Annotated in this window: 21 protein-coding genes; 5 read left to right on the top strand and 16 right to left on the bottom strand. The window is 57.2% G+C overall.

Annotated features, from left to right (window positions below; genetic code table 11):
• Window positions 1-160 precede the first annotated feature (160 nt).
• The 6 genes from QZM35_RS29785 to QZM35_RS29760 all read right to left on the bottom strand — a co-directional run bounded on the left by QZM35_RS29785 (window position 161) and on the right by QZM35_RS29760 (window position 10356).
• Window positions 161-1588: a class I SAM-dependent methyltransferase gene (locus tag QZM35_RS29785; RefSeq protein WP_301777365.1), complete on the bottom strand. Its 1428-nt coding sequence runs from the start codon at window positions 1586-1588 to the stop codon at window positions 161-163.
• Window positions 1589-1735: 147 nt separating this feature from the next.
• On the bottom strand, window positions 1736-3961 hold the full coding sequence (locus tag QZM35_RS29780) for a glycosyltransferase (RefSeq protein WP_174973345.1): 2226 nt from the start codon (window positions 3959-3961) through the stop codon (window positions 1736-1738).
• Between the two features lie 55 nt (window positions 3962-4016).
• Complete coding sequence (locus QZM35_RS29775) at window positions 4017-7652, bottom strand: rhamnan synthesis F family protein (protein ID WP_301777364.1); 3636 nt, start codon at window positions 7650-7652, stop codon at window positions 4017-4019.
• Between the two features lie 103 nt (window positions 7653-7755).
• Complete coding sequence (locus tag QZM35_RS29770; protein WP_174973340.1) at window positions 7756-8406, bottom strand: ABC transporter ATP-binding protein; 651 nt, start codon at window positions 8404-8406, stop codon at window positions 7756-7758.
• The gene (locus tag QZM35_RS29765; RefSeq protein ID WP_174973338.1) at window positions 8403-9194 is read right to left on the bottom strand and encodes an ABC transporter permease; all 792 of its coding nucleotides are present in this window, start codon (window positions 9192-9194) and stop codon (window positions 8403-8405) included. Before QZM35_RS29765 ends, QZM35_RS29770 begins: the two co-directional genes overlap by 4 nt.
• A gap of 1 nt (window position 9195) precedes the next feature.
• A complete protein-coding gene (locus QZM35_RS29760; protein ID WP_174973336.1) occupies window positions 9196-10356 on the bottom strand; it encodes a hypothetical protein in 1161 nt (386 codons plus the stop codon).
• Between the two features lie 428 nt (window positions 10357-10784).
• On the opposite strand from QZM35_RS29760, the gene QZM35_RS29755 reads away from it, so the two are divergent.
• A complete protein-coding gene (locus QZM35_RS29755) occupies window positions 10785-12095 on the top strand; it encodes a hypothetical protein (RefSeq protein ID WP_174973334.1) in 1311 nt (436 codons plus the stop codon).
• A gap of 174 nt (window positions 12096-12269) precedes the next feature.
• Window positions 12270-12776 carry a hypothetical protein gene (locus QZM35_RS29750; RefSeq protein WP_301777363.1) on the top strand — a complete coding sequence of 169 codons (507 nt, stop codon included), beginning with the start codon at window positions 12270-12272 and terminating at the stop codon, window positions 12774-12776.
• Window positions 12777-12806: 30 nt separating this feature from the next.
• Here QZM35_RS29750 and QZM35_RS29745 read toward each other — a convergent pair whose 3' ends face one another.
• The 8 genes from QZM35_RS29745 to QZM35_RS29710 form a co-directional block, all read right to left on the bottom strand.
• Window positions 12807-13754, bottom strand: a complete 948-nt coding sequence (locus QZM35_RS29745) for a fatty acid desaturase family protein (protein WP_301777362.1) — start codon at window positions 13752-13754, stop codon at window positions 12807-12809.
• Window positions 13751-14368, bottom strand: coding sequence for a phosphatase PAP2 family protein (locus QZM35_RS29740; RefSeq protein ID WP_089425854.1), 618 nt, complete (start codon window positions 14366-14368; stop codon window positions 13751-13753). Before QZM35_RS29740 ends, QZM35_RS29745 begins: the two co-directional genes overlap by 4 nt.
• The gene (locus tag QZM35_RS29735; RefSeq protein ID WP_301777361.1) at window positions 14365-15522 is read right to left on the bottom strand and encodes a hypothetical protein; all 1158 of its coding nucleotides are present in this window, start codon (window positions 15520-15522) and stop codon (window positions 14365-14367) included. The genes QZM35_RS29740 and QZM35_RS29735 overlap by 4 nt, the downstream gene beginning before the upstream one ends.
• Complete coding sequence (locus QZM35_RS29730) at window positions 15519-16268, bottom strand: hypothetical protein (protein ID WP_301777360.1); 750 nt, start codon at window positions 16266-16268, stop codon at window positions 15519-15521. Before QZM35_RS29730 ends, QZM35_RS29735 begins: the two co-directional genes overlap by 4 nt.
• Window positions 16265-17281 (bottom strand): hypothetical protein, encoded by a 1017-nt coding sequence (locus QZM35_RS29725; protein ID WP_301777359.1) that lies wholly within the window; start codon window positions 17279-17281, stop codon window positions 16265-16267. Before QZM35_RS29725 ends, QZM35_RS29730 begins: the two co-directional genes overlap by 4 nt.
• A gap of 65 nt (window positions 17282-17346) precedes the next feature.
• Window positions 17347-18411, bottom strand: a complete 1065-nt coding sequence (locus QZM35_RS29720; RefSeq protein WP_301777358.1) for a glycosyltransferase family 2 protein — start codon at window positions 18409-18411, stop codon at window positions 17347-17349.
• Between the two features lie 140 nt (window positions 18412-18551).
• Window positions 18552-18995 (bottom strand): inner membrane protein YiaA, encoded by a 444-nt coding sequence (yiaA, locus tag QZM35_RS29715; protein WP_069249222.1) that lies wholly within the window; start codon window positions 18993-18995, stop codon window positions 18552-18554.
• A gap of 103 nt (window positions 18996-19098) precedes the next feature.
• Window positions 19099-20046 carry an AraC family transcriptional regulator gene (locus QZM35_RS29710; protein ID WP_175018990.1) on the bottom strand — a complete coding sequence of 316 codons (948 nt, stop codon included), beginning with the start codon at window positions 20044-20046 and terminating at the stop codon, window positions 19099-19101.
• 129 nt (window positions 20047-20175) lie between these two features.
• On the opposite strand from QZM35_RS29710, the gene QZM35_RS29705 reads away from it, so the two are divergent.
• The 3 genes from QZM35_RS29705 to cysC all read left to right on the top strand — a co-directional run bounded on the left by QZM35_RS29705 (window position 20176) and on the right by cysC (window position 22325).
• The gene (locus QZM35_RS29705; protein WP_011351062.1) at window positions 20176-20505 is read left to right on the top strand and encodes a carboxymuconolactone decarboxylase family protein; all 330 of its coding nucleotides are present in this window, start codon (window positions 20176-20178) and stop codon (window positions 20503-20505) included.
• Window positions 20506-20725: 220 nt separating this feature from the next.
• The gene (locus QZM35_RS29700) at window positions 20726-21559 is read left to right on the top strand and encodes a class II glutamine amidotransferase (protein WP_089424591.1); all 834 of its coding nucleotides are present in this window, start codon (window positions 20726-20728) and stop codon (window positions 21557-21559) included.
• Window positions 21560-21692: 133 nt separating this feature from the next.
• Entirely contained in the window at window positions 21693-22325 is a 633-nt protein-coding gene (gene cysC, locus QZM35_RS29695) for an adenylyl-sulfate kinase (protein WP_254600195.1), read from the top strand.
• Window positions 22326-22469: 144 nt separating this feature from the next.
• Here the strand turns inward: cysC and QZM35_RS29690 are convergent, their stop codons facing one another.
• Together QZM35_RS29690 and QZM35_RS29685 are read right to left on the bottom strand one after the other, a co-directional pair.
• Window positions 22470-23144: an N-acetyltransferase gene (locus QZM35_RS29690; RefSeq protein WP_301777357.1), complete on the bottom strand. Its 675-nt coding sequence runs from the start codon at window positions 23142-23144 to the stop codon at window positions 22470-22472.
• Window positions 23141-24469, bottom strand: coding sequence for an aminotransferase class I/II-fold pyridoxal phosphate-dependent enzyme (locus QZM35_RS29685; RefSeq protein ID WP_039361294.1), 1329 nt, complete (start codon window positions 24467-24469; stop codon window positions 23141-23143). The genes QZM35_RS29690 and QZM35_RS29685 overlap by 4 nt, the downstream gene beginning before the upstream one ends.
• Between the last annotated feature and the right edge of the window lie 62 nt (window positions 24470-24531).

Raw genomic sequence — 24531 nt, 5'->3', positions numbered from 1 at the left:
TTGACACCGCGAGGGCCACCGCCATCCATCGCCGCACAGCATTCCGGATCGTCACGCGGCCTTACTCCAAAAGAACCGCCGCATGACTCGAAGATCGCACATTCCATGTCCCACCACTGGCGTCGCGCTCGTCTTCGCTACGATTCAATCACTCGCCATATTATGGGCGCTGCCTACCGGCGACCTCCTGCCTCAATCTGCTCAACTGCTCGACATAGCCGTTGAACGTTGCATCAACAGCCGCAACCCTGGCCTCCCACCCGAAATTTAAATACCTCATAGCTACTCGCACACTCACTCCGCGATCAGAAAGTTCCGATGGAATGGTTGGAATAGTTAGCTGCGGGTCACTCGTCGAAAAAAAGTATGTTGCTCCAGCCCTGAAATCGGCGTTATTCAAAATTTTTCCGGAAAATTCTGTGTCACCGACTTCCGATGCAATGGTTATTGCCTCGACCTGCACAACAACACTTTCATTAGATGGATCAAGACGCAATGATTTTAAATTTTTACCAGGAGCAATAAAAAATTCAAATATCTCCATCTCTCCGTCACCCTTAATACGGCGCGTCTCCGACAAATCTTCGAAGTAGCCAGCTCCGAAATTGAAAAATATTTGAAAAAAATCACCATCGGGCTGCATCCGCTTAACACGAAAGCACCCCCCTCCGCTTTCGCTACGTGAAGCATCAGAATTTGAATCGATGCCATCGGCATCACTCATTTTAGACACATCATCTTCGCGAAATCCGAGCCTCTCAAAAAAATCGCGCTCCTCACGTAGCCGGTGCGCATTAAAATCACTTTGCGATATCAATTGAATCTGTTGTAAATTCGCACCATTGACTTGCAATACTTCAGGCAACACTGGAGCATACTTGCCGGCAACGATGCGCCGCCCCAATATGTTGGTTGATTCCGGCGCCCGCCGAATCACGCACATCGAATCATGAAACTCGATTGATCTGATTTCTTTTAGATCCGAAAACCTAAAATCGACACCGTGAATTTTCGAGAAATTATCCAGCAAATCAAACATACCCTCATCTCCACCCCAATTATTTCGATTGACAATATCGATAATAATCTTAAAAAATGAAATTGCCGATGATCTCAAAAACAATCCGCCCTCAAACTCCGGCCAGTAACTGCAGTGCAAATCCTCAACTATATAAACACCACCATCGCGCAACATCGGAAAATATCTAGCAAACGATTTTATTACATCACTTGAACGATGCGATCCGTCATCTATAACCACATCAAAATACTCAGACCGCTTTTCGATGGCAATCCTTGAATCTTCGAAATTAATATCACCGACGACGACGTATATTCTTGGGTCATCAAAAATTAAATCCCCACACTTTTCGTTTACATCACATCCAACAATACTCGTCGCATGGGAGAAATATTTTGCCCAAATCTCCAACGACCCTCCATTTTGAACACCAATTTCGAGCAGACTTCCAACACTCTCGCGAATGCCCCCAAATACGTCGTCGTAAACATCAATATAATGAGACCACTTGTCCGAAACCTTCCCCTCATGAGTCTCATACAACTTACAAATGGAATTTGAAGTCAAGCTCGATTCCTCCGTAACACTTCGGATCGTCGTTATGCTACCCAAGCCCACCATGCAAAGGTAGCGCGAAATTACCTAGTGCTATATCGGCACAACCCGGGAGCACCTTGAGATCACCAGATCGCAACAACGCACTCCGTGAAATACTCAGAAACCCCTACGTGCAATTGTGGCAATCCCAACTCTTGATGGACTGGCGAGCGTGTATAATTTTCCGTTTAAGCTCAAATTGGGGTTATACACTGGATCATCCTGAATGTACTTTCCCCATCGAGCCCGCATGCATTCGAGTTCGCGCAATGCCCGCTTTATCTTTTCCGGATTATCATCTAGGCCACGAGACGCCGATTCATGATGAAACAATTCCGCGTGCGGCGTCCAGACGTTGCGGTAACCTGCATCATGAAGTTTCAGACAAAAATCAACGTCATTAAATGCCACAACGAAACTCTCCTCATCCAATCCACCAACCATTTCGAACAAAGACTTCTTAACAATCAAACATGCCGCCGTGACCGCCAAATAGCAATTAACATAGCACGCATTTCCAAAATAACCGGTTGACGAACGGGCCTCGTAGCGGTGAACATGATCCGCTCCACCGTGGATACCCATGATCACACCAGCATGCTGAATTCTCCCGTCCGGATATAACAATTTCGCACCGACTGCCCCAACCCCTTCCTGCTGCGCACAAAAGACCATTTCATCAAGCCAGTGAGGCGAGAGCACTTCTATATCGTTGTTAAGCAATCCGATGAACTCGCCTCTCGCCAGCTCAACCGCCCGGTTATTCAAAAGGGAATAATTGAACGGAACATCCATGCGAACAACCGAAATTTTCGCATCTTCATTGATTTCACTTAAATATTTGAGGCTTTCCGCCTCGTTCGACCCATTGTCAATCACGATAATTTCGAAATTTTGGTATCGCGTTTTTTCGAAAATCGAATCTATACATTGGCGAAGCAAATCACAACGATTTCTCGTCGGGATAATCAGCGAAACGAGTGGCTCGTGTCCCGTCCTTGCACACTCAACACGACGACCGTGAGAGGACATCGAGACATTTACAACCTTCCCAAATTTCTTAAAATACGCTTGGAGCTGTTGACGCTCCCGAATCAACGAGCCCCCCCCGTTCAACCCTCCCATCCTTTTCTCATTTATTTTATGCGCGAGCACCACAGGAACATGAATAATATTTCGAGGAGAAATGTTATCAAGCACCTCCAATGCCACACCAAAAGCAGCCAAATCGTGGATATCAGATATAGAATTAATCGCCCCCTTCAGCGCACCGACCCGAAAGGCCGTCATGCCCGACAATATGTTTTTCGAAAAAAATAATTCTTTGTTCCAGCACCCTTTGAAGTATGGAGAATGGCGATTTCCGTCAAAGTCAATCGAATCCTCATCTCCAAAAATAACATCCGCTGACTGCGCGTTAGCGATAGCCGCTTTCAATGCTCGGGCAGCAGCGTCCGAGACGATATATTCATCACCTACTATAAATAGCCAATCGTCGTCATCCAGGGAAGTAAGTGAATTGTCAAAATCAACCTCCTCGAAATTTGCATCAATCTGATTTTGACTGCTCCGCTCCGCAGGTTCATCAAGTTTGAAAACGGCAGGAGTTCCCGCTTTTCCCCTTTTAAACATCACTAACACATCTTCGAAATTCTCCTTGAATCCAATGAGAGGTTTTTTTGCTTCCAGCACATCATCGCTTTTCCGGATATCTTGGTCGATGAATATTCCACGACGGCCCAGCATCCGGGCCATTCTATCAGCCTCTGATTTAAATATAGAATTCAGAATATTTCTCTCATATTCCTTAATCCATATCGCGTAGGGAATTCCACCTGATAAATCACGAAAAATGAGACAATAATCCCGCCATTTTTGTTTGAGTGAGACTTCGAGTGCGTTTACCCCAACATAATCAGGGTGAAGCGCAGTCAGCTTTTTATCAATTCTAGATTCCGCGAACTTCGCAGACAGGCGCACGAGTTTAAAATGCGAAATACTCCTCACCATATTTTCTCGATTAAAACCCACACGCAAATCATCCAACATTTTATCGATAAGGACGATTCTCTTGCCAATTTTCCGATTCGCAAGGGGGATTTCAACGTTCCATTCAGTGTTATTTTTATGCCCAGCTTCATCCAGATTCAATCTTCCAATGACATCCTCTCCTTCAGCCAACACCTCTATCTCCAGCATGTACCAGCCCGCCGGAATCTTCGATTTTATTTCGATTTCGACAACTGGCCCGGTAGACGTTGACTTCGCATGGTCACCCTCCTTTCCTCTAGTAATCAACAGGCTTTTCAGTCCCCAGTGAAATCGAAGGATATTACGAAGCATCTAAAATTACTCGTCTCAAATTACAAAAAAGGGCGCCAATTTGGCGCCCTTTAAATTAACCAGCAGAAAATAGTCGACGCACCGAATTTGCGACATCTCGACTCAATTGATGAACATTCGATTTTCCATCGAAAAACCAATCTATTTTAGCCCTGCCACCACGGGCAGTCATCGACTCCTCGGCAAGATTTCGCAGCTCAAATGCGACATCCTCCAGATCAAAGCTATCAAACGATCGAATATTCTCATGCAGATCCGACAAGTTCTTATTCTTGTACGTATTCGTTAATACAAGCAAGCCGGCTTCCGCCATTTCCAGAGGAGGGTAACTGGGATGCGGCGATACCATGAGGGACAAGCCCAGACGCGCAACAGACAACCATCGAGCATACTCATCCAACGTAAGCCGGCCAAAAACTTCAATACGATCTGTCGATAGATATGAATTCGCATCGAAATCCTCCCCGACCGCCAGGAATCTCCAATCTCTCCAGAATTCCGGATCCTTTTGAGTTGCATATGCAATTAGAGAATCGGCAAATTCAAGGCAATTTCGTTGCGCATGCGGACGCATGTAAATCAGCATAACGTTCTCACGCCGCTGCGTCCGATCAACCGCCGACATAATCTCTTCGTTTACTGGAGGATTATAAACATGACCCTCGTCAAAGTACCCTTCCCTCTTAAAATAATCCGCCAAAATTTCTGTATTAAAAACTGGAATTACCTCATCCGGATACTTATACGTGGACTCAGCGAGCATAAATTTGCTCGACCATGGATAAAAACCACTTTCGTAATCCTGGATCAGATAGACATACTTGCCCGGCGACGATCCATAAATGGTTTCCTGCTGCTTCAAAATATCCCGAGCCAACTTAGCTGTCCACCACGACGTAGCCACAAACACATCGGACTGTCGCACAGAAATCGGCAGACTTGATCTCTTAGTTCCATCGCATACAACATTGATCTTATTTGCGTCGTCATCACAAATATCACATATAGACTGTCCTGGTTCCGGAGCATATTGATTCGACATCGGAATATCGGTCGAAATCACTCGACAATCGAAATCACCTCCGAGCGCCTCCTTGACTCCGGAGAATAGCCGCAACGCCTCGGAAACACCTGCATAGCCTTTGCTTTTTTCGGCTCCGGGAATTAGCAAATTCAGTCGAGGGCGTGAATTTCCGCTCCTGATGGCCGAAAAATCACGAATCTCAGGATAATTACGTACCAGTGATGTCTTACGAGACGAAATCGGAAGAATACTCTGCTTATACAATCCAAGATCCGCTGCATCGACGGCCGGCGCTCCCGATACGACCCTGAAACGTATCCATTTAAAGCCAGAAATTTCGCATATCAAGAAAAACGCACGCTCGATGGCATGAGCCATCGTACCGTCGACTTGACCGGCCTCGGGATCAAAATGATATGTCTTTAGTTCAAGATCAAGCAAACTACGGATTGCTGCTGACCGGAACCAGAACATGGAACCCGATGGCAATTCGAGCAAGTTCGAGTCATTTACGCTCAATTCACCATTCGTCATCAACTCGACCAACGCATTAACTTGCGAAACGTTACCGCCCCATTGAATCAGCGGATCGATCGGTGGATATTCGACTGGCGCGACCATTCCGATTGATTTATCGGAAAACAGTGCAATGATGTTATCGACTAAATTTTGAGAACCAAGATTCGAGTCAAACAGATAATTACGCCATTCGTCAAACGCCTTTGCATAATGAGTAGACTTCTTGGAATGAATATGTACACAAAGATCGACCTCGCGAATTTTATCCGCAAAACCGACGATCATTGGCGCGATATCCCGGCCACGATTTTCCAGAACTCGAACCTCAACCGGATGCAGCGACTCTTTTTCGGCGTATTTAGAAATAAACTCTGCTTTTGCAGGACTATCGGTAGAAATAAAAATGGTACACGGATTACGCACATTTTTCGATAACTCGATAACCCGACCGATCATATCCGGGTAAAAAAGATGTGCAAAAATTCCAACCTTTTCATCACCCTTCTTGTCGGCGACAGGTTTTACATTTTTCTTGACACCATCCAATTCTGCAGCATGACTATTCGGATTTCTATCCGCATGAAGAATTGGCTGTTGCACCGGACGGATCGAATGTCCCTTCTGGTAGCCGTGGCTCAAATAGTATTCAATTGGAGTACTATTTACCGGGATGCTAGCGTGATAATTCGTTAAATAAAACTGGTTATCAAAGAGTGGATGCGGGTAGCAGACCTCTCTCGATCCGGCAGCGATATAGTGAAGCAAGGGATTGATGTTCGCCGCTGCAACGTCTGGACGATGCGTCAAATAATATTCCGCCGAGAAGAGCGGATGCGGATTCTTCCAGTCACGCTCCGCAATAAGAAAATCAACCAGGCCCAATTCATGGTGCTTGTTCTTTCCTTGCGCCGCGTAATATTTTGCGTCAAACAACGGATGCGGATCCACCTTGCCCATCGTCGTGAAATAATGCTCTAAAGCTGACATGCCCCGATCTATCGGCATTCCTGCAATTTCGCACTTCTCCGCATAGAATTCCGCATTGAATGCCGGATGAGGCGATACATGAGTCCGTTCGCTTCTAACGAGATAGTCGGTAAAAAGGTCGATTTGTGGATCTGCCTCCGAACCGATTTGGCCATGATACCAATCCGCCGAAAAAAGCGGATTTGGAACGTGGCCCCGATGCCAGCCGTCGGTCAGATAGTGGTAGAGAGGATCTCCCCATACGCCATCATACTGATCAACATACCATTCAGACCAAAATGTCGGACCAGGCTGATAACCCAGCCGCCAACCGATTTCAACATAATGCTGAAAAGCACCCTCGTCATCATTGATATCGTATGTTTTCCTATACCACTCCGAGTTAAATAGCGGGTGCGGGTCTCGATTTTCTCGGCAACCAAATTGCCGAAAGTGCGAATAAGGATTAGTCTGAGCTCCTTCGATATCCGCGTTCCGACCATTGTAAAAACTCGGAATAAAATATGCAGATGGCGAGTGACTACCAATCTCTCCGCCGGAACATTGCTTTTCGTAATGACGAAGTACACTTTCGGCATCGATCAGATTTCCGTATTTTCGACGATACCAGTGAACGTCAAGGATCGCGTCAATCAATGCTCGTTCATTTCGCTCAATTCCCGTAGAATTCCTTCTATCGAAAGCAGCAGCACCAGGTAGATTGATAAATTTTGAACGATTCATTTTTTCCCGCGGAATGGTAAGTTCTTCATTTTGAGTGATTATAGGGCTGACAATCGCCCCTTGTAATTTATTATCAATTATTGTTATGCGCCTCTCGAGCACCTCCAGACGCTGTGAAGACTGCGTCGGCCATGTACGCCTCAACAGCGCATGGATTGCCCCGAGAACAGGAAGCTTGCTTCGGCGAAATTTCGAAATTTCGTCATCAAGATCCACTAGGCATGGTACCTTGCTCGATCCTTCTTGACCGGTTCTCAGTTGCTTAAGGATCTCCAGCTTCTTCACTCCCGATCTCAAACGAGACAGGTAGTACTGCAATCCCTCGGGATCCGGCGATCGCCCGAGAATGCACGCATAGGCAGTTGCAATAAACTTCTCGTCATCGTACTTCTGAAGGTCAGCAACTTTCGTTGGAAGAGCTACGGAGTTGTATCCCATAGATTACCTATCTTTATATCTATTGTTACTCGAATGGCGACGCTGCTTCGCCAGCTTCAATTCATCTTAAGCATGCTGCCAACGTCGAAATTACGGCACGCAGTTAGCCCTCAGCAGAATAGAAGTCGAGCGCACTCCCAACATCCTCGAAACTATTCAATTTTCCACGCGACAGCACGGCCGCCCGTGTACAGTGAGCTTGAATATACGTAATATCGTGTGAAACTATAATCATAGCGCGATCTTTACGCTTCTCAAAAAGCTCTATATGACATTTCTTGTGAAAATTACTATCGCCGACCGCTACAATTTCGTCGATCAAAAAGCAGTCGAATTCGATAGCCATCGATATGGCAAACGCCAATCGGGCGCGCATTCCGGAGGAATACTTCTTAACTGGCTCATGCAGATAGGAACCTAGTTCGGAGAATTCTCGTACAAACTCAATAGCGGGATCAATGGGCGCTCCGTAGACACGACATGTGAAACGAACGTTATCCAGTCCTGACAAGCTTCCTTGAAAAGCTCCGCCAAATGCCAATGGCCATGAAATGCTAATGCCCCGATCGATAGTCCCGGCGGTGGGCTGCTCCACACCACTTATAAGTCTGATCAGCGTGGACTTACCCGCGCCGTTTCGGCCAAGTATGCCAATACGCTCGCCTTTTTTGATGGAAAACGAAACATCGTCAAGCACCTTTCGTGCACCATCGCGCGTCCCGTATATCTTTGAAACATTCCGGATAGAGATCATTCAGGCTCCACACGCCGACCCGCTTCGCGCACGAAAATTAATCCCATTAGCAACATCACTAGATCTACAAAGGCAAGATACGCCGGATCCTCGTAAGTCCGAACCTGACCACCGAAATATCCGTGTCTGATCATTTCGGTGCCATGCACCATTGGCACCCATAAAATCAAACTATGGAAGCGCTCCGGCAACCAGTTGACCATGAAGCCAGCACCAGACAGGGGAAACATCAAATATGTGACAATGTGCCACACTCTCTCGATAACTTCCGATCTTTCCGAAAGTGCGCCAACAATCAAACTGAGACTAAAAGCAAACAATGCAAGAAGAAGCCATCCAACGGCAACCGTCAAGATATCAACCGGCATCTTCATCCATCCGAACGAAACAAACAGAATCGTAAGCACGATCATCGAACAGGTCGCGCCGGAAATTTCCAGGATGAGCCGGGCAGCTAAAACGTCGATCACCTGAACGTTTCGGTGATATAACAACGAATGGTTAACTTCAATTGCCTTTACTGAGCGATTGCTGGTATTCCGCCATAATATCAAGGACGAGTAACCGGTCACGGCGAACGCTACGATCGGAAGACTACTACCGTGAGTCAGTCCAATCACCGACCAGAGCGTGGTGATTCCTAACGTAAACAACATCGGCTCAAAGAATAGCCACAGAAAACCGACATTATGTCGCCCGTAACGAGTAATGATTTCGCGCATCAAAAGGGCGCCAATCACTCGCCCTTGAATTTTCAACGAATTGAGAAAATCGTTCCGTTTCTCCATATCAATTCCGGTGCTCTTTCACTCCAGACACAAAAATCGTTGCGATACCCCAAATTACCAGACCGACAATAAATGTAGCCGCAATCGATCGTAGTCGGCGCGGCTCGACCGCCATATCGGGTTCGTTGGGCTGGACGATGCGCTCCAGATACAGTTGCTGCCGCTGCGCCTCCGCTCGCGCATTCTCAAGTGAGGTCATTGCCGAAGCGAGTTCCTTCGACGTAAATTCCGCATCAAGCTGAAGACGCGCATAGGCTGCGGCCTTCGTGGATAGGGAGGAGCGCTTGCCCGTAACGTCACCGGACGACTGAGCAATTTGCTGCGTCAAAACTTCGATTGAAGTTTTCAATGCGTTAATTTGAGGATTTTTAGGTGCAATCTTCTCCAACTGAGCCAGTTGAGCCTGTTCATCAAAGAGATTTTTTTGCAACGCCGCAACTTGCACCAGCTGAGTAGCAGACTGCTTATCCGGATCAAAAACGGTATTCGAATTTCGGAATGCAGCTAATGCCGCAGCCGCATTTTTAGCCTGTTGATTCGCAGCATCCACTCGACGCTGTGAAAATGTGACAGCATCCTTTGTCGCACGCTCATTTATCTTATTAATGAGACCTTCGCTCAAATCCAAAAGCTTCTCATTGATGCTTTTAGCCTCTTGCGACGAAAACGATCTGACCTTCAGTGTCGTGATCGACGACACTGTATCCAGATCGACATTTACAATGTGCGAAGAATAATACTTCCAGAGAGCCTCATTTCCGTCGCCAAAAATCTTCAAATATCGACTGGCAAAATCACCTTTTTCACTATATTCGCGTGCAATCTCACCATTCTGATTCAACACCGACAGCGCATCTCGCGATTGAATATAGTCAATCACCGGATATGTATCATCTTGCGCCTTCGACAACCCGGTACCTTGCAGCAGGGCACCCATGAAACCAGCCTGATTGCTCTTTTCCGCGCTCCGAACGATAAATCGCGACTCGGATATATAAACATCAGATGCAATGAGTCCGTAATACGTTGTCGCAACAACTGTCGGCAACAACACAGTGATCGCAAAAATACGATCGACACTCTTGATTCGGGCCACAACGCCCTTTTTTACACCGCTGTGGCGTACACTAGAAACACCACCACCGATCTCAGTATTCGACATTTATTTCAAATCCAGCATTTCAATCCGCAATTCAATTTCGACGCCTCAAGACAAGCAACGAACGATCGCGAAATCCAGGAGAAGTTATTTATCAAAGTCTACAATCAAACCATTGACGCACTTCGGTACGACTGGCGATCAACTGCCGATCGGCCAAGATCCGTGCCGTTGTCGATTGAAGGGTCCGAGCGGAGGCTGAATTCCCGCAATGCCGTCGGCATTGTACAATAATTGACCGATGCACGATCGGGCAAATCGCGCTGAGCACTCGTTCGATGCGAAAAATCTATCGATTTTTGTATTTAATAGAATATTTCAATTGCAAATCCTTGCACTTTTAAAAACGTCCGACACATACGTGTAGCAATCTTAGTGCATTCGCCTCAATATTTCATTAGGCCTACTACGCCATTGATGATTATTTTTCAATGAAAACGCACGTAATCGCCCTGCTGATATGCACTGCCTGCTCCACTGGAAAGATCCAAGCCCGTGACATTCGCAGTGCTTCCGCAACTCAGCTCGCTCCAGCCCAAATTACTCCGCCCACTCGCATTCAGAATCTATCACTTCCAGCCCCCTCGTCTACGGCCTGCTCTCCAGCACGGAAGGTCGGATTCGTGGGTGACGGGACGTTTGACAATGCCCCTGTCTGGCAGCGGTGGATATCATCGCTGTCTGGAAGAAGTGCATGCATTCAGTTCGAGGCCGGAACGTTTAGGTTTGATGCCACTGTCGATGTCAACCTCGCCTCGCGGCAAACGATCCGGGTCACCGGCATGGCCCAAGACGGAACCGAGCTTTGGTTTCCCAACTCCGATGGCATCCGCGTAGTAATAAATACTATGCTCGAACCTGGATTCATCGAATCCTCATCGATAACCGCCGATAAATTTGCGCTCACCACGAGCAATCGCAACAGATCAATTGGCCTTCAGATCATCGGAAACACTTCGAATGGTTATATTCCTAGGCAAACCAATATCGATCAAATTTCATTCCATGGACATGATCTAAATTCCGCCTGGAAAACCGATCTTTATTTAGAGAATATCTCGAATGTTACAATAGAACGCTCCGGATTTTACGGCATCCCGAATAACAACACCGAGGGCAGCGGAATCGAGTACAGAGGGGTGTCAGAAAAAAATACACCCACAATCTTAAACGTCACCAATTCGATTGTATTTTTTCGTCAAACAGGAATAAAAACGTCGGGGTACTGGCAGGGCCTTAACGTATCACAAACAAATATTGTTGATACGGAGATTGGCGTGGATTGTTCAGCAAAATCCCCTCAACCGCAATGCAACATCTCGAATTCCCAGATCAATTCAGCCAGAGGCGCCATTCGATACTCAAACATAATAACGTCAATAATATCTGGAAATTTATTTTATCAGGGCGCTTACCACGGAATGGTTGACCGGGACCCCATCATATCGCTTTCCGCTGGAAGCACGAACAACATCATCACAAACAATATATTCAGCGCATTTTCACGAGATCACGCCACTCCATATTGTATCAAGATGGCGGATTCATCGACGACCAATCAAGTTATCAATAGCAACGTATTCGCAGGCTGCTCGACTGCGGTGGCATTTAGTGATATATCGCCAGCGTCGTCACAACTTGTTGGCAATACCTTCCAGTCCACCGTAAAATCAGCCACGTCCGGTAATATCGAAGGTCTTACTCGCTTCGACAGCTTTCATCAGACACTAAATTCACGCTGACACGTACAGTTTTCAATATGGGACAAAATCTCGTCACGTCATCTAGCAGCGCATGAGGTAGTTCAGGAGTTCTCGCACTCGACCGATCCAGGCACTTCGGGAGAGAGGCAAGAAACCTTGACACAGAATCAACCTCGTCCCACCTAGCCGCCGCGACGAACGGCGAGCAGCGCCGTGTTCGCCTGCGGGGAGTTGGACGCCACCGGGCTGTCCAGGCTGAATGCAAAGTGGAATCTCTTCAGCGCGCGGCGACTGCGCGACTTGGTGCAGCTTCAACATGCTCGCGCCATGGGTCGCGATACAGTTGCGAAGAAGGGTAACCAGATCATCGGAGCCCGGCTCGACCGCGATGTCGAACGCATCGACATCCGGGATCGCGCCAGCCTGCGCGCGTGCCTGCGTATCGAATGCGTCGATGCCGCTAGCTACGCTGTTCGTCACGAACAGGTGCCGGCCGATCGCGGACAGCGCAAGCGCGGCAGACCGTCCGGACCCAATGCAGGCCGCACCCCGGTCCCGACTGCAATGACGGCCGGCGCATCAGTCTTCGCAAACATTGCCAGTGCAGGTACTGCTTTGGCACGCGCGCCAGCCACCAGCACCAGCATCGCGAACACTGCGGAAAGTACCGCGAAATACAGGATCCTTGGCTTGAAATCGCCTTTCACTCTCTTGTTCTAGGCAAGTGAGAAAGCAGCACCGTACGACACATCAGCGCACGCTCACGTCGCGCAGCACGCCACCATATCCCGTGTACAGATTGCCGTCGGGCAGCAACTGCCGCTGCGCAAGCTGCCGATGCACGACCGGCAGGTGATGGAACGGCATCCGCGCGAACAGGTGATGTTCGATATGAAAATGAATCGCGTGCGGGCCGAACAGGAACGTCTGCCACGAACGCCGGACGATCGTGCGCGCGTTGCGGCTCTGGTCGGCAGCGGCCGGCAGCCCCGCATGCTCGAAGATCGCGCGCACCTGCCCGGCCAGCGGCAGCAGCGTGACGGACGGCACGATCCACAACGTGACGTACAGCAGCGGATGCCCGGCCCATGCGAGCGCGCCGAACAGCACACCGTTGCCGGCCAGCATCGACGCGACTTCCCACGCGGCGTACATGCGCGACTTCCCGACCTTCGGCAACGCATGCGCAAACTCGCCGCGGGCGAGCTTCACGACGCTCGTCACGTAGCCGATCCCGCATGCGTACGCGAGCAGGCGGCCGATCAGCCGCCGGCGCGTCACCGGATAGTCGTGCACGCCGAACAGCAGCGCGACGGGATCGTCCGCCGCCATCGGTGCGCGATGGTGCTTCAGATGGCCGGCACGATACGTCCGCAGCGACAGCCATAGCGGGCCGGCCGCGAACAGTTGGCCCAGCGCATCGTTGACGCGCCGGTTCCGCGCCAGCAGACCATGCGCGCCTTCGTGCATCATGACCGCGAGCGCAAGCTGGCTGCGCGCAATCACGATCGCGGCCAACGCGTACACGAGCGGATGCGCAAACGCGATTGCAACCGCGAACGCGACGGCAATCATCAGCCAGTCGCCTGCCAACGCTGCGCCCACACGCAACGCGCTCACGCGAAACAGCGCGGGATCGGGCACGAACCGCGCAAGCTCGGCATCCGGCCCGGCATGATGAACGTGGGCATCCGTCACGCGAGCCTCCCGCGCAGCGATCGCCGCTCGACCCAGAGCGCACTGACCATCGCGAGCGCCACGCCACCCAGCACGTCGACAACCGTATGCTGCTTGAGCGTCAGCGTCGACGCGCAGATCAGCAGGCCGACCGCCACAGTCACGAGTCGTCGCCGATCCACCAGCATCCGGCAGGCAAGGCACGTTACAGCGACATGCAGGCTCGGAAAGCCATTGGCCGCGAGATCGAGCTGCCACATGCGCGCGAGACGGTGGCGTACGAACGTATTGCCGATCTCCGCGACGTCGGGCCGCGGCACGGCTTCCGGAAACAGCAGGAAGCACACGACACCGAGCACGAACGCGATCAACACGGCCTCCTTGAATGCGGCGAACGCAAGCGGCCGCGCATACGCGGCAAGCGCAATCACGAACGGAAAGAAGCCGACATAGACGAACCACGACCATGCGATGAACGGAATCCGCGCATCGATCGACGTGGCAAACACGTAGCGCGGCGTGACGCTACGCTCCAGCAGAAAGAAGATCGCGAGGCCGGCTGCCATGCCGAACGTCGCGGCCAGCATCTGCCGGATATCGGGCCGGCGATCGTCACGAAACGACAGCGAACTCATCGTGGTGCCGGCGCCTCGCATCGCGTCTCCGCATCGGCCACCTTCGCATGCGGACGCAACGCGAGGAGGCGCGACGTCCATGCGTCGACGCGCGCACGCGCATGCTCGCGGCCGGCGATCGTTCCTGCCTGCGTACCGGGATGGCGCATCAATTCGGCTGCGGCCTGCCCGACTTCCTGCCGGAACGCGCCCGCATCGCCGCGCCAAGTGACGACGCGATGCACGAGCTGCAGCCGTGCAGCGCGAGCGGCGTTGCTCGCCTGCTCGGGCTGGTCGGACTGCACGAGCAGGATCGGGCGGTGATACACGCGTGCGATCGACAGCGCAGCCATGCCGGGCGCCGACACGATCAGCGGTGCATGGGCGGCGCGCGTCACCCAGTCGGCGTCGACCCCGGTCCAGCCGTCGTGTCCGGCGTAGCCCTCGCCCACGCGATGGGTGGCGAGCCCCGCGTCGCGCATGCCAGCCGACAACGCATCGGCGAGCGCGATATCGCGGAAGTGCGGGTTCAGATAAATGGCGGCTGCAGCCGGTTTCGAAGCGGGTTGCCCGGCGACGATCGGCACTGGCGTCGGCAGACGGTAATGCGCGCACGATCGCCGGACGGCATCGGCGGCATCGTACGCAAAGTCGTGTTCGATGCAGCACCGCGCCGAATCGATCTGCCAGTCGACGATCCGTGCAAATGCACGCGCCAGTGCGCGCGGCAGCCGTGCATCGAAATTCTCGGTCAACGCGCGGCGCAGGCTGCCGCCATACACGTGGACGATGCGGCGCCGCCAGCCCGGCATCGCCCCCATGAACAGCAGCGCCGGATGAAACGAGTCGTTGACCACGAGATCGGCATCGCGGACGATCGCACGCAGCCGCGCGATGTCTCGCAGCATGCGCGTCGGCCTGAACACGTAGTGCGCGACATTGCGATCGGTCGCGTCGCGCAGCATGTTCTGTCGTTCGTCGAACTGCACCGCGTAGTGACGGGACAGCACGGCCGCGTCGATGTCGAACGCAGCCAGGAACGCCTGCCCCGCATCGGATGTCGTCAGCACGTCGACCTGGGCGCCGGCCGCACGCAGCGCATGCACGAGCAGTTGCGCGCGCATCAGGTGGCCGCGTGCGTCGGCCGTCGCGAGATAGACGATCCGCGGCATCATGCGCGCGGACGAAGCGACTGGAACCAGCCGGCCGCGACCATCGCCAGCGCGCCCGTCACGCCGAAACCGGCCTCGATCGCGCGGATCTCGTTCAGCAACGCGGCGAGATGCGCTGCCTCGGACGGCGCAACCAGACGGCGCAGCGTGTCCGAGCAGAGCCGGACATGCCGCGTCTCGTCGGCGAGCACGCGCGAGAGCAGCGGGTACAACGGATGGGCATCGCCGATCGTCGCGCAGTGACGCGCGAGTATGCGCATCGCCATCTGTTCCGCGCACAGGCCCGTCGCATAGGCCGGCACGAGCACGCCTTGCGAGAAATGCGGCGCATGGCGCTGCGCAAGCCGGCGCCATCGCATGATCTTGCGCCGGCTCAACCAGTCGGGCTCGTGCGGTGCAGTCGACGGCGCGACACCGCGCTCGCGCAGCGCATCGGCGAACGCCGCTGCGTGGCGACGCTCGTCCGCGAGGTGCTGCTCGATCCGCGGTGCAAGCCAGTCCGGTGGCTGTCCGGTCCAGTCCTCGTGCAACGCGCACTCGGTCGCTTCCTCGCCGATCAGGTACATGCGCAGCACCCAGCGCTCGCCATGCACGCTGCGATGCAACTGCCGGATCGCCGCCCGCTTGAGGCGATCGACGAGGTACGCGCGCACCCGCGCCGCCCCGCGCGGCACGGGCGCCTCGAGACAATCGAAGCGTGCATCGTGCGCTGCCTGCGGCGACGCCGGCAGTTCGCCTGCCGCGCTCATGCCGGCTCGCCTCGTGCAGACGCGGACTTCGTCGCAGCCGCCGCGGCGCCAGCCGGATCGCGACGCCATCCGAGGATCAGGCCGATGAAGCTTTCCTGCATGAACGCGTGCGCGGATGCGGCTGCACCCGCAAATGCTTCCTCGCGGCCGTTGACGCGCAGATAGCCATTACCGTCACGCGCACCGAACTCGATCCGGTCGTTCTTCCTGAAGCCGCGCGTAAGCATGTCCTTCACCAGCGCGCTGCCGTCCAGGCCGAACAGGAACAGCTCGCGCCGGGCGACCCACACCGGAATGTGATTGCTCAGTGCATCGAAGCGAATCGTCCACGTGCCGGATGCGAGTGCGCGATCGACGTCGGCATCGTGCGGCGCGTTCGATGCAAAGCTCGCACGCGCGACCGACTTCGTCAGTCCGCCGACGCCGAGCCCAATCGTGATGTCGTCCGCGAACGGCTGCTTCGGATCGGTCGCGCTCACCTTCACGAGATGCCGCGCGAGACGCGATGCCAGCGACGGATGCGCGAACAGTGCCAGCGTTTCGTCCGGCGTGAGCACGTCGCGCTCGCCCTCACCCTCCTTCACCCGCACGCGATACGGATCGATCCGGACCTCCGTGAACGTGCCGTGCACGGGCGCATGGACGTACACGTCGCGGTCCCATTTCGCGCCGTCGCGACGCAGCAGCACGTGCACGCTCAGCGGCACGCGCCGGCCTTCGCCGTCGACGCCCGTGCCCTGCAGCAGCACGTCGCCGAGCACGTCCTTCGTGCGGCGCGTCGCATCGCTCGAGAAGACGATCGCGTGCGCATCGGTATCGATGCTCGCGTGAACGTCCGGCGCATCGAGCGCGACGCGATTGCAGTCCGCGGCTGCCGCGTTCATGAACGGGCAGCCGCTTTGCGATGCGAAGTGGTAGATCCCGCGCCCCGCATGGTCGACCGGCGCGGCATGGGCGCCAACGCTGGCGGCAAACAGGGCGAGGCAGGCAACACGGGTGGCGAGCGTGGACATGGTCGTTGTCAGGATGGATGCTGGGTGTCGGCGTGTCGTGGCCGCGCGTGATGCGCGGCGCCGGTTCAATGACGGTGATAGGACAGCGCGTCGAGATCGCGCCGGGCCGATGCACGCCCGGCGAGACCGAAACCGCGTGCGAGTGCGCCGAGCGTATCGACGGCGGACGCCGCGATCGTAACGCCGACGGCCGCGAGATAGCGGACGACGCCAAGCTGCGGCAACTCCTGGTGATTCAGCGCACGCAGGCTGTAGCCGAGCCGCATCGCCATCACGCAGAACGGGCCGAGCGGGCCGCTGCGACCGAGCCACTGCCAGCCGCGCGGCAGGTACGCGTTCACGAGATACGGCGTCAGCCCGACGCTGTCCTCGCCGCGCATCCAGCGCAGCTTCAGCGATTCGCGTTGCGTGTCCGGCAGCCGATGTTCGGTGTGCGCGGCCGGTGCGAACTCGACGGCCACGCCGGCTGCCTGCATCCGCAGCCCCATCACCTGGCAATGCGCGCGATAGACGCCGTCGAGCGGCTCGTAGCGGAATTGCGCGAACACGTCGCGCCGGAACGCGACGTTGTTCGCGTAGAAATTGCGTGTCGCACCGTCACGCAGCGGGCTCGGAAAATACATGAAATCGATCGACGTCAGCGCGATGCCGAGCACGTTCGGCGCATAGCTGGTGCGCCCCGCCACCGCGACGGGCGCATCGTCGGCTTCGCGCGCGAACGGTGCGAGCAGGTGCTCGAGCCAGTCGTCGGCCGGCCTGCAATCGGCATCGCCGAACACGACGATGTCGCAACGGGCCGCGTCGACGCGGTCGAACCCGTCGTTCTTCGCATCGTAGTAGCCGGTGCTTGCGCCGATCTCGACGAAGTCGATCGGGCGGCCGGCCAGCGCGGCGATCTCCTGGCACGCATCGGCCGGCAGCCCGTCATGCGTGATGATCCATTGCGCGAGTGCCGCGGGTGGCACGGTCTGCTTCGACAGCGCCGAGACGAGGCGCTTCAGGCTGTCGACGGCCTGCACGAGCCCCGCGCCGCCGCGCAGGTTGTTCGTCTCCAGCACGAGCGCGGCCCGCGCCGCCACGGCACGGGCCGCCGCGCGGGTGTGCCGCGTGGTTTCTGTGAAGTCTGGCATCCGGAATATCTCCATCGTCATGCGCACCGGCATGGATGAAACGAATGGGCGGGGAGCCCGCCGCGCATCGGCGAATGCGGGTTCGCCCACGACCGTCGTCGCAAAACGGGCGCCCTCGAAGGCGCCCGCTTCGCGTGCCGTCACTCCTGGACGGACGGCGCCGATTCGGCGTCGGGATAGCGCGGCTTCGCGTTCTGCAAGTCACGCGTGTTCTTCTGCACGGCGACCGAGCCGAACAGCGCGAGCACGAACGACATCGCGTAGAAGCCCTTCTCGCTCAACTGCAGCGTCGCGTTGAAGAGGCCGACGACCAGCAGCGCGATCGACAGCAGCAGCGCGATCCAGCTGAGGCCGTAGTAGATGCCGGTGACGGGAATGCCTTCCGCGCGGTCGCGGACGCTCTTCTGCAGCGAGATTGCCGCATAGAGACCGAACACCAGCACGGTGAAGTAGTAGCCCTTCTCGTTGAGCTGCATGCCGGCGTTCCAGAGACCGATCAGGAATGCCGCGAAACCGGCGAGCAGCGCGGCCCACGACGCGGCCACGAACGCGAACGACGGCTGCTGGATGGTGGTCTGGTTCATTGCTTTGCCCTCTCTTTCTTTTTGTTCGAAATCGTTTTCGTTGAACTTCGTTTCGCGCATGGTAGCAGCTTTGGCGCGTGCCACGACAGCGTCGCTTGCAGTCTTACATGCCGCGCTGCGCCCGCCGCCAGCGTCCCGGCGTCGTGCCGAGCACCGCGCGAAACGCCTTGCCGAACGCAGCCTCGGACTGGTAGCCGACCGCCTGACCGATTTCCGCCTGCCCGCGCTGCGTATCCTGCAGCAGCGCGCACGCGTGCATCATCCGGATCTGCGCGACGAACGCGCCGACGCTCATCCCGGCCCGCTCGCGAAAATGGCGTGCGTACGTCGCGCGCGACATCGCGGAGGCGTCGCCGAGCGACTCCACCGTCCACGGTTTTTCCGGCGCCTGCAGCACGGCCTGGACCGACGGGCCGAGCCGCGCGTCGGCCGCCAGCGCCAGCCAGCCCGACGGCACGCGCGCACCCCGCCCGTATGCGCGCAGGGCGTACGCGAGCAGCGCCTGGCCGAGCGCGTTCACGATCGCGCCGGCGCCCGGCTGCCCGTTCGACGCCTCGGTGCGCAGCACGCTCGTCAGCAGTTGCAGCGGCGCGAACCCCGACGCCTCGCGCAACCCGACATGCAGCACGTGCGGCAGCGTGCGCATCAGCAATTCGCCCGCGCCGCGCGCATAGACGAACCGCCCGCACAGCAGGTCCACGCTCGCGCCGCCCGGTTCGGCCGGATCGAGATTCGACTTGACCGGCAGCACCGCGCCGCCGCCGGCGCCCTGTTCACGCAGCGCCGCAGCCGGCCGCGATCGGCCGGCCCCCGCGTCGAGCAGGTCGTGCGCGCCACCCGCGGGCAGCAGCACGAAATCGCCGTCGGCGAGCTGCAGCGTGCGCCCGTCCGCGGTACGCAGCCGGCAGGTTCCGGCCAGCACCAGGTGAAATGCCGCCTCGCCGGACGGCAGCGGGTCGTGCGGCATCGCGAATGGCCCGTCGAGCAAGCAGCGCACGTCGAGCTCGACATGGCTGCGGCCCAGCGACAGGAGTTGACTCAACGCGTCCATGAGACGATTGCGCTAAAAATTGACACTCTAGCGTATCGAAACCCTCAGCGCGAGCGATCAGAATAGCCCTGCATCGCCCGAGATCGCGGCCCCCGCCGCCCTCCTCACCCCTACTCGAAAGGACGCATCATGCTGAACTGGAACGAATACCGGAAGGAACTCTCGACGCGCATCGGCGAGATCGCCAAGCTGTCGCCCGATACGCTGGCCGGCTACAAGGCGCTGTCGGGCGCCGGCGCCAAGACGGGCCATCTCGACGCGAAGACGCGCGAACTGATCGCGCTCGCGGTCGCCGTCACGACGCGCTGCGACGGCTGTATCGCCGTGCACACCGCGGAAGCGGCCAAGCATGGCGCGACCAAGGAGGAAGTGGCGGAAGCGCTCGGCGTCGCGATTGCGCTGAACGCGGGTGCGGCGCTCGTCTATTCGGCGCGGGTGATGGACGCGCTCGGCGAGTGAACCTGACGGCCGCGGCGTCGCCGTCAGGCGGTGACGCCCGGCCGCATTGGCCGCATGGGCTGCATGGCCGCCGGTTGCGCATCGCGCATCCGGAGGGGCGCCCGATGTATGAAGATTGGCCAGCCTACCTGCCCGAATGACCGGCCGCGTGCGCCCAGGCACGGATGCGCCGCGAAGTCGGCTACCATGCTGCGAACGATCCATCGTGAAGGAGCGCTCCATGTGCCGCTGGCTCGCCTATACGGGTAATCCGCTTCATCTCGAGACTGTCCTGTTCCGCGCGAAGCATTCGCTGATCGACCAGAGCCTGCATTCGGAGCTGGGGGCGACGACCACCAACGGCGACGGCTTCGGCATCGGCTGGTACGGGCGCCCCGACGAACTCCCGTTCCGCTACCGCTCCGTGCATCCCGCGTGGAACGACCGCAACCTGCGCGAAGCCGCGCGCGCGATCCGCTCGCGGATGTTCATCGCGCACATCCGCGCGGCCACCGACACCCCCGTGCAGGAAACCAACTGCCACCCGTTCCGCCACGGCCGCTGGCTGTTCGCGCACAACGGGCTGATCCGCGATTTCCACAAGCTGCGCCGCGACCTGACGATGAAGGTCGATCCCGCGCTGTTCCCGACGCTCGAAGGCTCGACCGACTCCGAACTGATGTTCCGCCTCGCGCTGACCTATGGCCTCGAGCAGACGCCGCTACCGGCGCTCGAGAGGATGGTCGGCGTAGTCGAAGAGAGCGCCGCGCGGCATCGCGTGGCCGACCCGCTCAACATGACGATCTGCGCGACCGACGGCGAACGGATCATCGCGGTGCGCTATTCGAGCGAACGGCAGTCGCGCTCGCTGTTCCACAGTACGTCGTTCAAGCACCTGCACGAGCTGTATCCGCACAACCCGCGCATCGCCGAAGCCGGCGACGACGCGTTCATGGTCGTGTCCGAGCCGCTCGTCGACTTGCGGGGCGCGTGGGAGGAAGTACCGGAGAGCACGGCGATCGTTGCGCAGGGGGCCGATGTGCAGCAGCGGCCGTTCGGGCCGCGGCACAAGTAGCGCATTGATACCGTTGACCGCATCGAGACGGCGGTATCAGACACACGTGCACGAAGCAATTCGTTAAAAAAGGAAGGGATTACAAACTTTCCGTCGCGTTACAATCCGCCCCAGGAGTAAACCGAACCCAAGAATGCAACTTCACGGTCGCCCGCACCTCACATCGGAAATGCCCCAGGATTTCAAGAATTTGTCACCCGCCACGCCGACGAACGGTTGCTCCACCAGTCCGGACGGAAAACAGGATCGCGCCTTCGTGGTGTGGCTGACCGGTATCTCCGGCGCAGGCAAATCGACGCTGGCGACTTTGCTACAGGAACACCTCGATGGCCGCGGACTTCGCACCTATCTGCTGGATGCCGACCGCCTGCGCGAGGGGCTGAACCGGGATCTCGGATTCAGCGATGCCGATCGCCATGAAAATATCCGGCGAACCGCCGAGGTGGCGAGGCTGCTTGTGGATGCCGGATTCGTCGTCATCGCTGCGCTGATCTCACCATTCCAGGAGGCGCGCGCCAAAGCGCGGGCGCGCTTTGCGGCCGGTACGTTCATCGAGGTCTTTGTCGATACTGCACTCGAAGTCGCAGAGGCTCGCGACCCGAAGGGACTCTATGCGTTGGCAAGGCAAGGCGCGATTCGCCAATTTACCGGCATCGATTCCGTCTATGAGCCACCGCAGTCCCCTGACGTTCATGTCAGGACGGCCGAGGCAAGTCCCTCGGAGTGTGTGGACGCGATCATCCGGAAACTGCCGCTGGGCGGCTGACGCCGTCGCGATCGAACGTCATCCCACGCGCGTCGGTGTGCTATTCGTGCGAATGGCAACCACGCTCGCACAAGATGCCAACATACCCACCGCCGGCCGTTCAGTCCGCGGCACAAGTAGCACGACGGGCTGTCACTCGCGCCGTCAGGCGCGGCGAGAAAACCGCATCCGGATCGAATCGAACTCGACGGGCAGCCGACGCGACCGTGCACGCGGCCGCGGCAGTGCACTGAACCCCAGCCGCTCGTACAGCGCGCGGGCCCGCACGTTGCGCGTCAGCACGTCGAGCACGACGTCGCGGCTGCCGTCGGCCGGCAACGCGCCGGAATCGAGCGCATCGCGGAACAGCGCACTGAAGATACCCGTGCCGCGCTGCCGTTCGTCGGTCGCGCAATGCGCGATGAGGATCTGCGAACGCTTCGGCGCCGGGAGTTCCGTTTCGAGGATCAGCCCGCGCAGCAACTGGCCGATCGTGCGGCGCACGCCGAAGAAGCGCGCCAGCGCCCACACGACATGCGCGTCGTCGAACATCGTCTGCTGTCCGTCGTGGATCGCCATCACGGCGAGCACGGTGCCGTCGTCGGCGACTGCGACGCGATGCCGGCGCCACGAGAAGCGCCCGTAACGCGACCGAAACGCCTGCTGCAAAAACGCAACGCAGCGTGCATCGCTTTCGCCGAGAAAGAACCCGAATTCGGCCACGCCGGACGCAAACACGAGCGGTCCGCACGCAGCCGCATCATCCGCATCCGCCGCGCGAAACCGCACGCGCTCACCGGCGCGCGGCACCGCGTGCGCGAACGCACCGGCCAGCGTCACGCGCTGCGCCCCGCGAGACGCGACAACACGGCGACCGTCCGGCTGATCTGCTCCGGCTCATGCGTCGAGCAGATGAAGAAGCGCAGGCGCGCGGCCTTTTCCTCGACGGCCGGATAGAAGATCGGCTGCACGTTGATCCCTTCGTCGAACATCGCATTGGCCCATTGCGCGGCTTTCAGCGAGCTCCCCGTGATCACCGGCACGACCGCGAACCCGGCGCTCGTGCCCGTGTTCAACCCGGCGGCGCGCGCCTCGGTCAGGAACTGCCGCCCGCGCGCCTGCAGTTGCGCGACGCGCTCCGGCTCGGCCTGCAGGCGCTCGAGCGCGGCCAGCGACGCTTCGGCGAGCGTCGGCGCGAGCCCGACGCTGTACAGAAAGCCCGGCGCCAGGTGCCGCAGCATGTCGACCAGCGGCTGGCAGCCGGCGATGAAACCGCCGCAGCCGGCCAGCGTCTTGCTCATCGTGCCCATCCACATGTCGACCTGGTCGGGCGCGACGCCGCAGTGCTCGCGGATGCCCTTGCCGGTCGCGCCGAGCACGCCGAGCGAATGCGCCTCGTCGACCAGCAGGAATGCGCCGTGGCGCGTCTTCACGTCGACGAAACGCTGCAGGTCGGGGAAATCGCCGTCCATGCTGTACAGCCCTTCGATCGCGATCAGCACGTGCCGGTATTCGCGGCGCACGCGCGACAGCAGTTCGTCGAGCGCCTGCCAGTCGTTGTGCGCGAAGCTCAGCCGCTTCGCGCCGCTCAGCTGCGCGCCCTGCACGATGCTGTTGTGCGCGAGCGAATCGTGCACGACCAGATCGCCCGGGCCGAACAGCGCGCCGATCACGGTCACGTTCGTCGCATGGCCGCTCACGAACGCGACGCAATCGTCGGTCTCGTAGAACGCGGCCAGCGCGCGCTCGAGATCGCGCTGCACCGGACGTTCGCCCGCGACCATCCGGCTGGCGGAGGCCGACGTGCCGTAACGGTCGATCGCGGCTTTCGCGCGCGACGACACGGCCGGATCGCCGGCCAGGCCGAGGTAGTTGTAGTTCGCGAAGTTCAGGTACTCGCGGCCGCCGATCTGCGTCGTCGCACCGGCCACGCCTTCATGCACGCGGAAAAACGGCGAGTCGACGCGCAGCTTCTCGCCCATCTCGCGCATGATCCGGACCTGCTGATACTGCGGCATCGACTCGAAGCGGCTGCGCGCCGATGCGGTCTGCGCGGCCAGCGTGCCGGGCACGCCCGGCGCCGCAGCCGCATCGGTCGCGCGCTCCAGTTGCCGTTTCAGCGCTTTCGCCGCCAGTTGCTGGCGAAGATGCTCTCCCAGTGCCATTGCTTCCTTCGCTGTATCTCGAAAAGGCGCTATGTTACGCCGCGCATCATGAAAAAGCGTGG

Source organism: Burkholderia sp. AU45274 (genome assembly GCF_030482505.1).
Lineage (GTDB): Bacteria > Pseudomonadota > Gammaproteobacteria > Burkholderiales > Burkholderiaceae > Burkholderia.
This window is presented reverse-complemented; position numbering and strand designations above follow the sequence as displayed.

What these genes read in the sequence shown, in the direction of transcription:
- QZM35_RS29780 (WP_174973345.1), bottom strand. Translation starts at nt 3,961, where the DNA reads ATGCTTCGTAATATCCTTCGATTTCACTGGGGACTGAAAAGCCTGTTG.
- QZM35_RS29775 (WP_301777364.1), bottom strand. Translation starts at nt 7,652, where the DNA reads ATGGGATACAACTCCGTAGCTCTTCCAACGAAAGTTGCTGACCTTCAG.
- QZM35_RS29770 (WP_174973340.1), bottom strand. Translation starts at nt 8,406, where the DNA reads ATGATCTCTATCCGGAATGTTTCAAAGATATACGGGACGCGCGATGGT.
- QZM35_RS29765 (WP_174973338.1), bottom strand. Translation starts at nt 9,194, where the DNA reads ATGGAGAAACGGAACGATTTTCTCAATTCGTTGAAAATTCAAGGGCGA.
- QZM35_RS29760 (WP_174973336.1), bottom strand. Translation starts at nt 10,356, where the DNA reads ATGTCGAATACTGAGATCGGTGGTGGTGTTTCTAGTGTACGCCACAGC.
- QZM35_RS29755 (WP_174973334.1), top strand. Translation starts at nt 10,785, where the DNA reads ATGAAAACGCACGTAATCGCCCTGCTGATATGCACTGCCTGCTCCACT.
- QZM35_RS29740 (WP_089425854.1), bottom strand. Translation starts at nt 14,368, where the DNA reads ATGAGTTCGCTGTCGTTTCGTGACGATCGCCGGCCCGATATCCGGCAG.
- QZM35_RS29735 (WP_301777361.1), bottom strand. Translation starts at nt 15,522, where the DNA reads ATGATGCCGCGGATCGTCTATCTCGCGACGGCCGACGCACGCGGCCAC.
- QZM35_RS29730 (WP_301777360.1), bottom strand. Translation starts at nt 16,268, where the DNA reads ATGAGCGCGGCAGGCGAACTGCCGGCGTCGCCGCAGGCAGCGCACGAT.
- QZM35_RS29725 (WP_301777359.1), bottom strand. Translation starts at nt 17,281, where the DNA reads ATGTCCACGCTCGCCACCCGTGTTGCCTGCCTCGCCCTGTTTGCCGCC.
- QZM35_RS29720 (WP_301777358.1), bottom strand. Translation starts at nt 18,411, where the DNA reads ATGCCAGACTTCACAGAAACCACGCGGCACACCCGCGCGGCGGCCCGT.
- yiaA (WP_069249222.1), bottom strand. Translation starts at nt 18,995, where the DNA reads ATGAACCAGACCACCATCCAGCAGCCGTCGTTCGCGTTCGTGGCCGCG.
- QZM35_RS29710 (WP_175018990.1), bottom strand. Translation starts at nt 20,046, where the DNA reads ATGGACGCGTTGAGTCAACTCCTGTCGCTGGGCCGCAGCCATGTCGAG.
- QZM35_RS29705 (WP_011351062.1), top strand. Translation starts at nt 20,176, where the DNA reads ATGCTGAACTGGAACGAATACCGGAAGGAACTCTCGACGCGCATCGGC.
- QZM35_RS29700 (WP_089424591.1), top strand. Translation starts at nt 20,726, where the DNA reads ATGTGCCGCTGGCTCGCCTATACGGGTAATCCGCTTCATCTCGAGACT.
- cysC (WP_254600195.1), top strand. Translation starts at nt 21,693, where the DNA reads ATGCAACTTCACGGTCGCCCGCACCTCACATCGGAAATGCCCCAGGAT.
- QZM35_RS29685 (WP_039361294.1), bottom strand. Translation starts at nt 24,469, where the DNA reads ATGGCACTGGGAGAGCATCTTCGCCAGCAACTGGCGGCGAAAGCGCTG.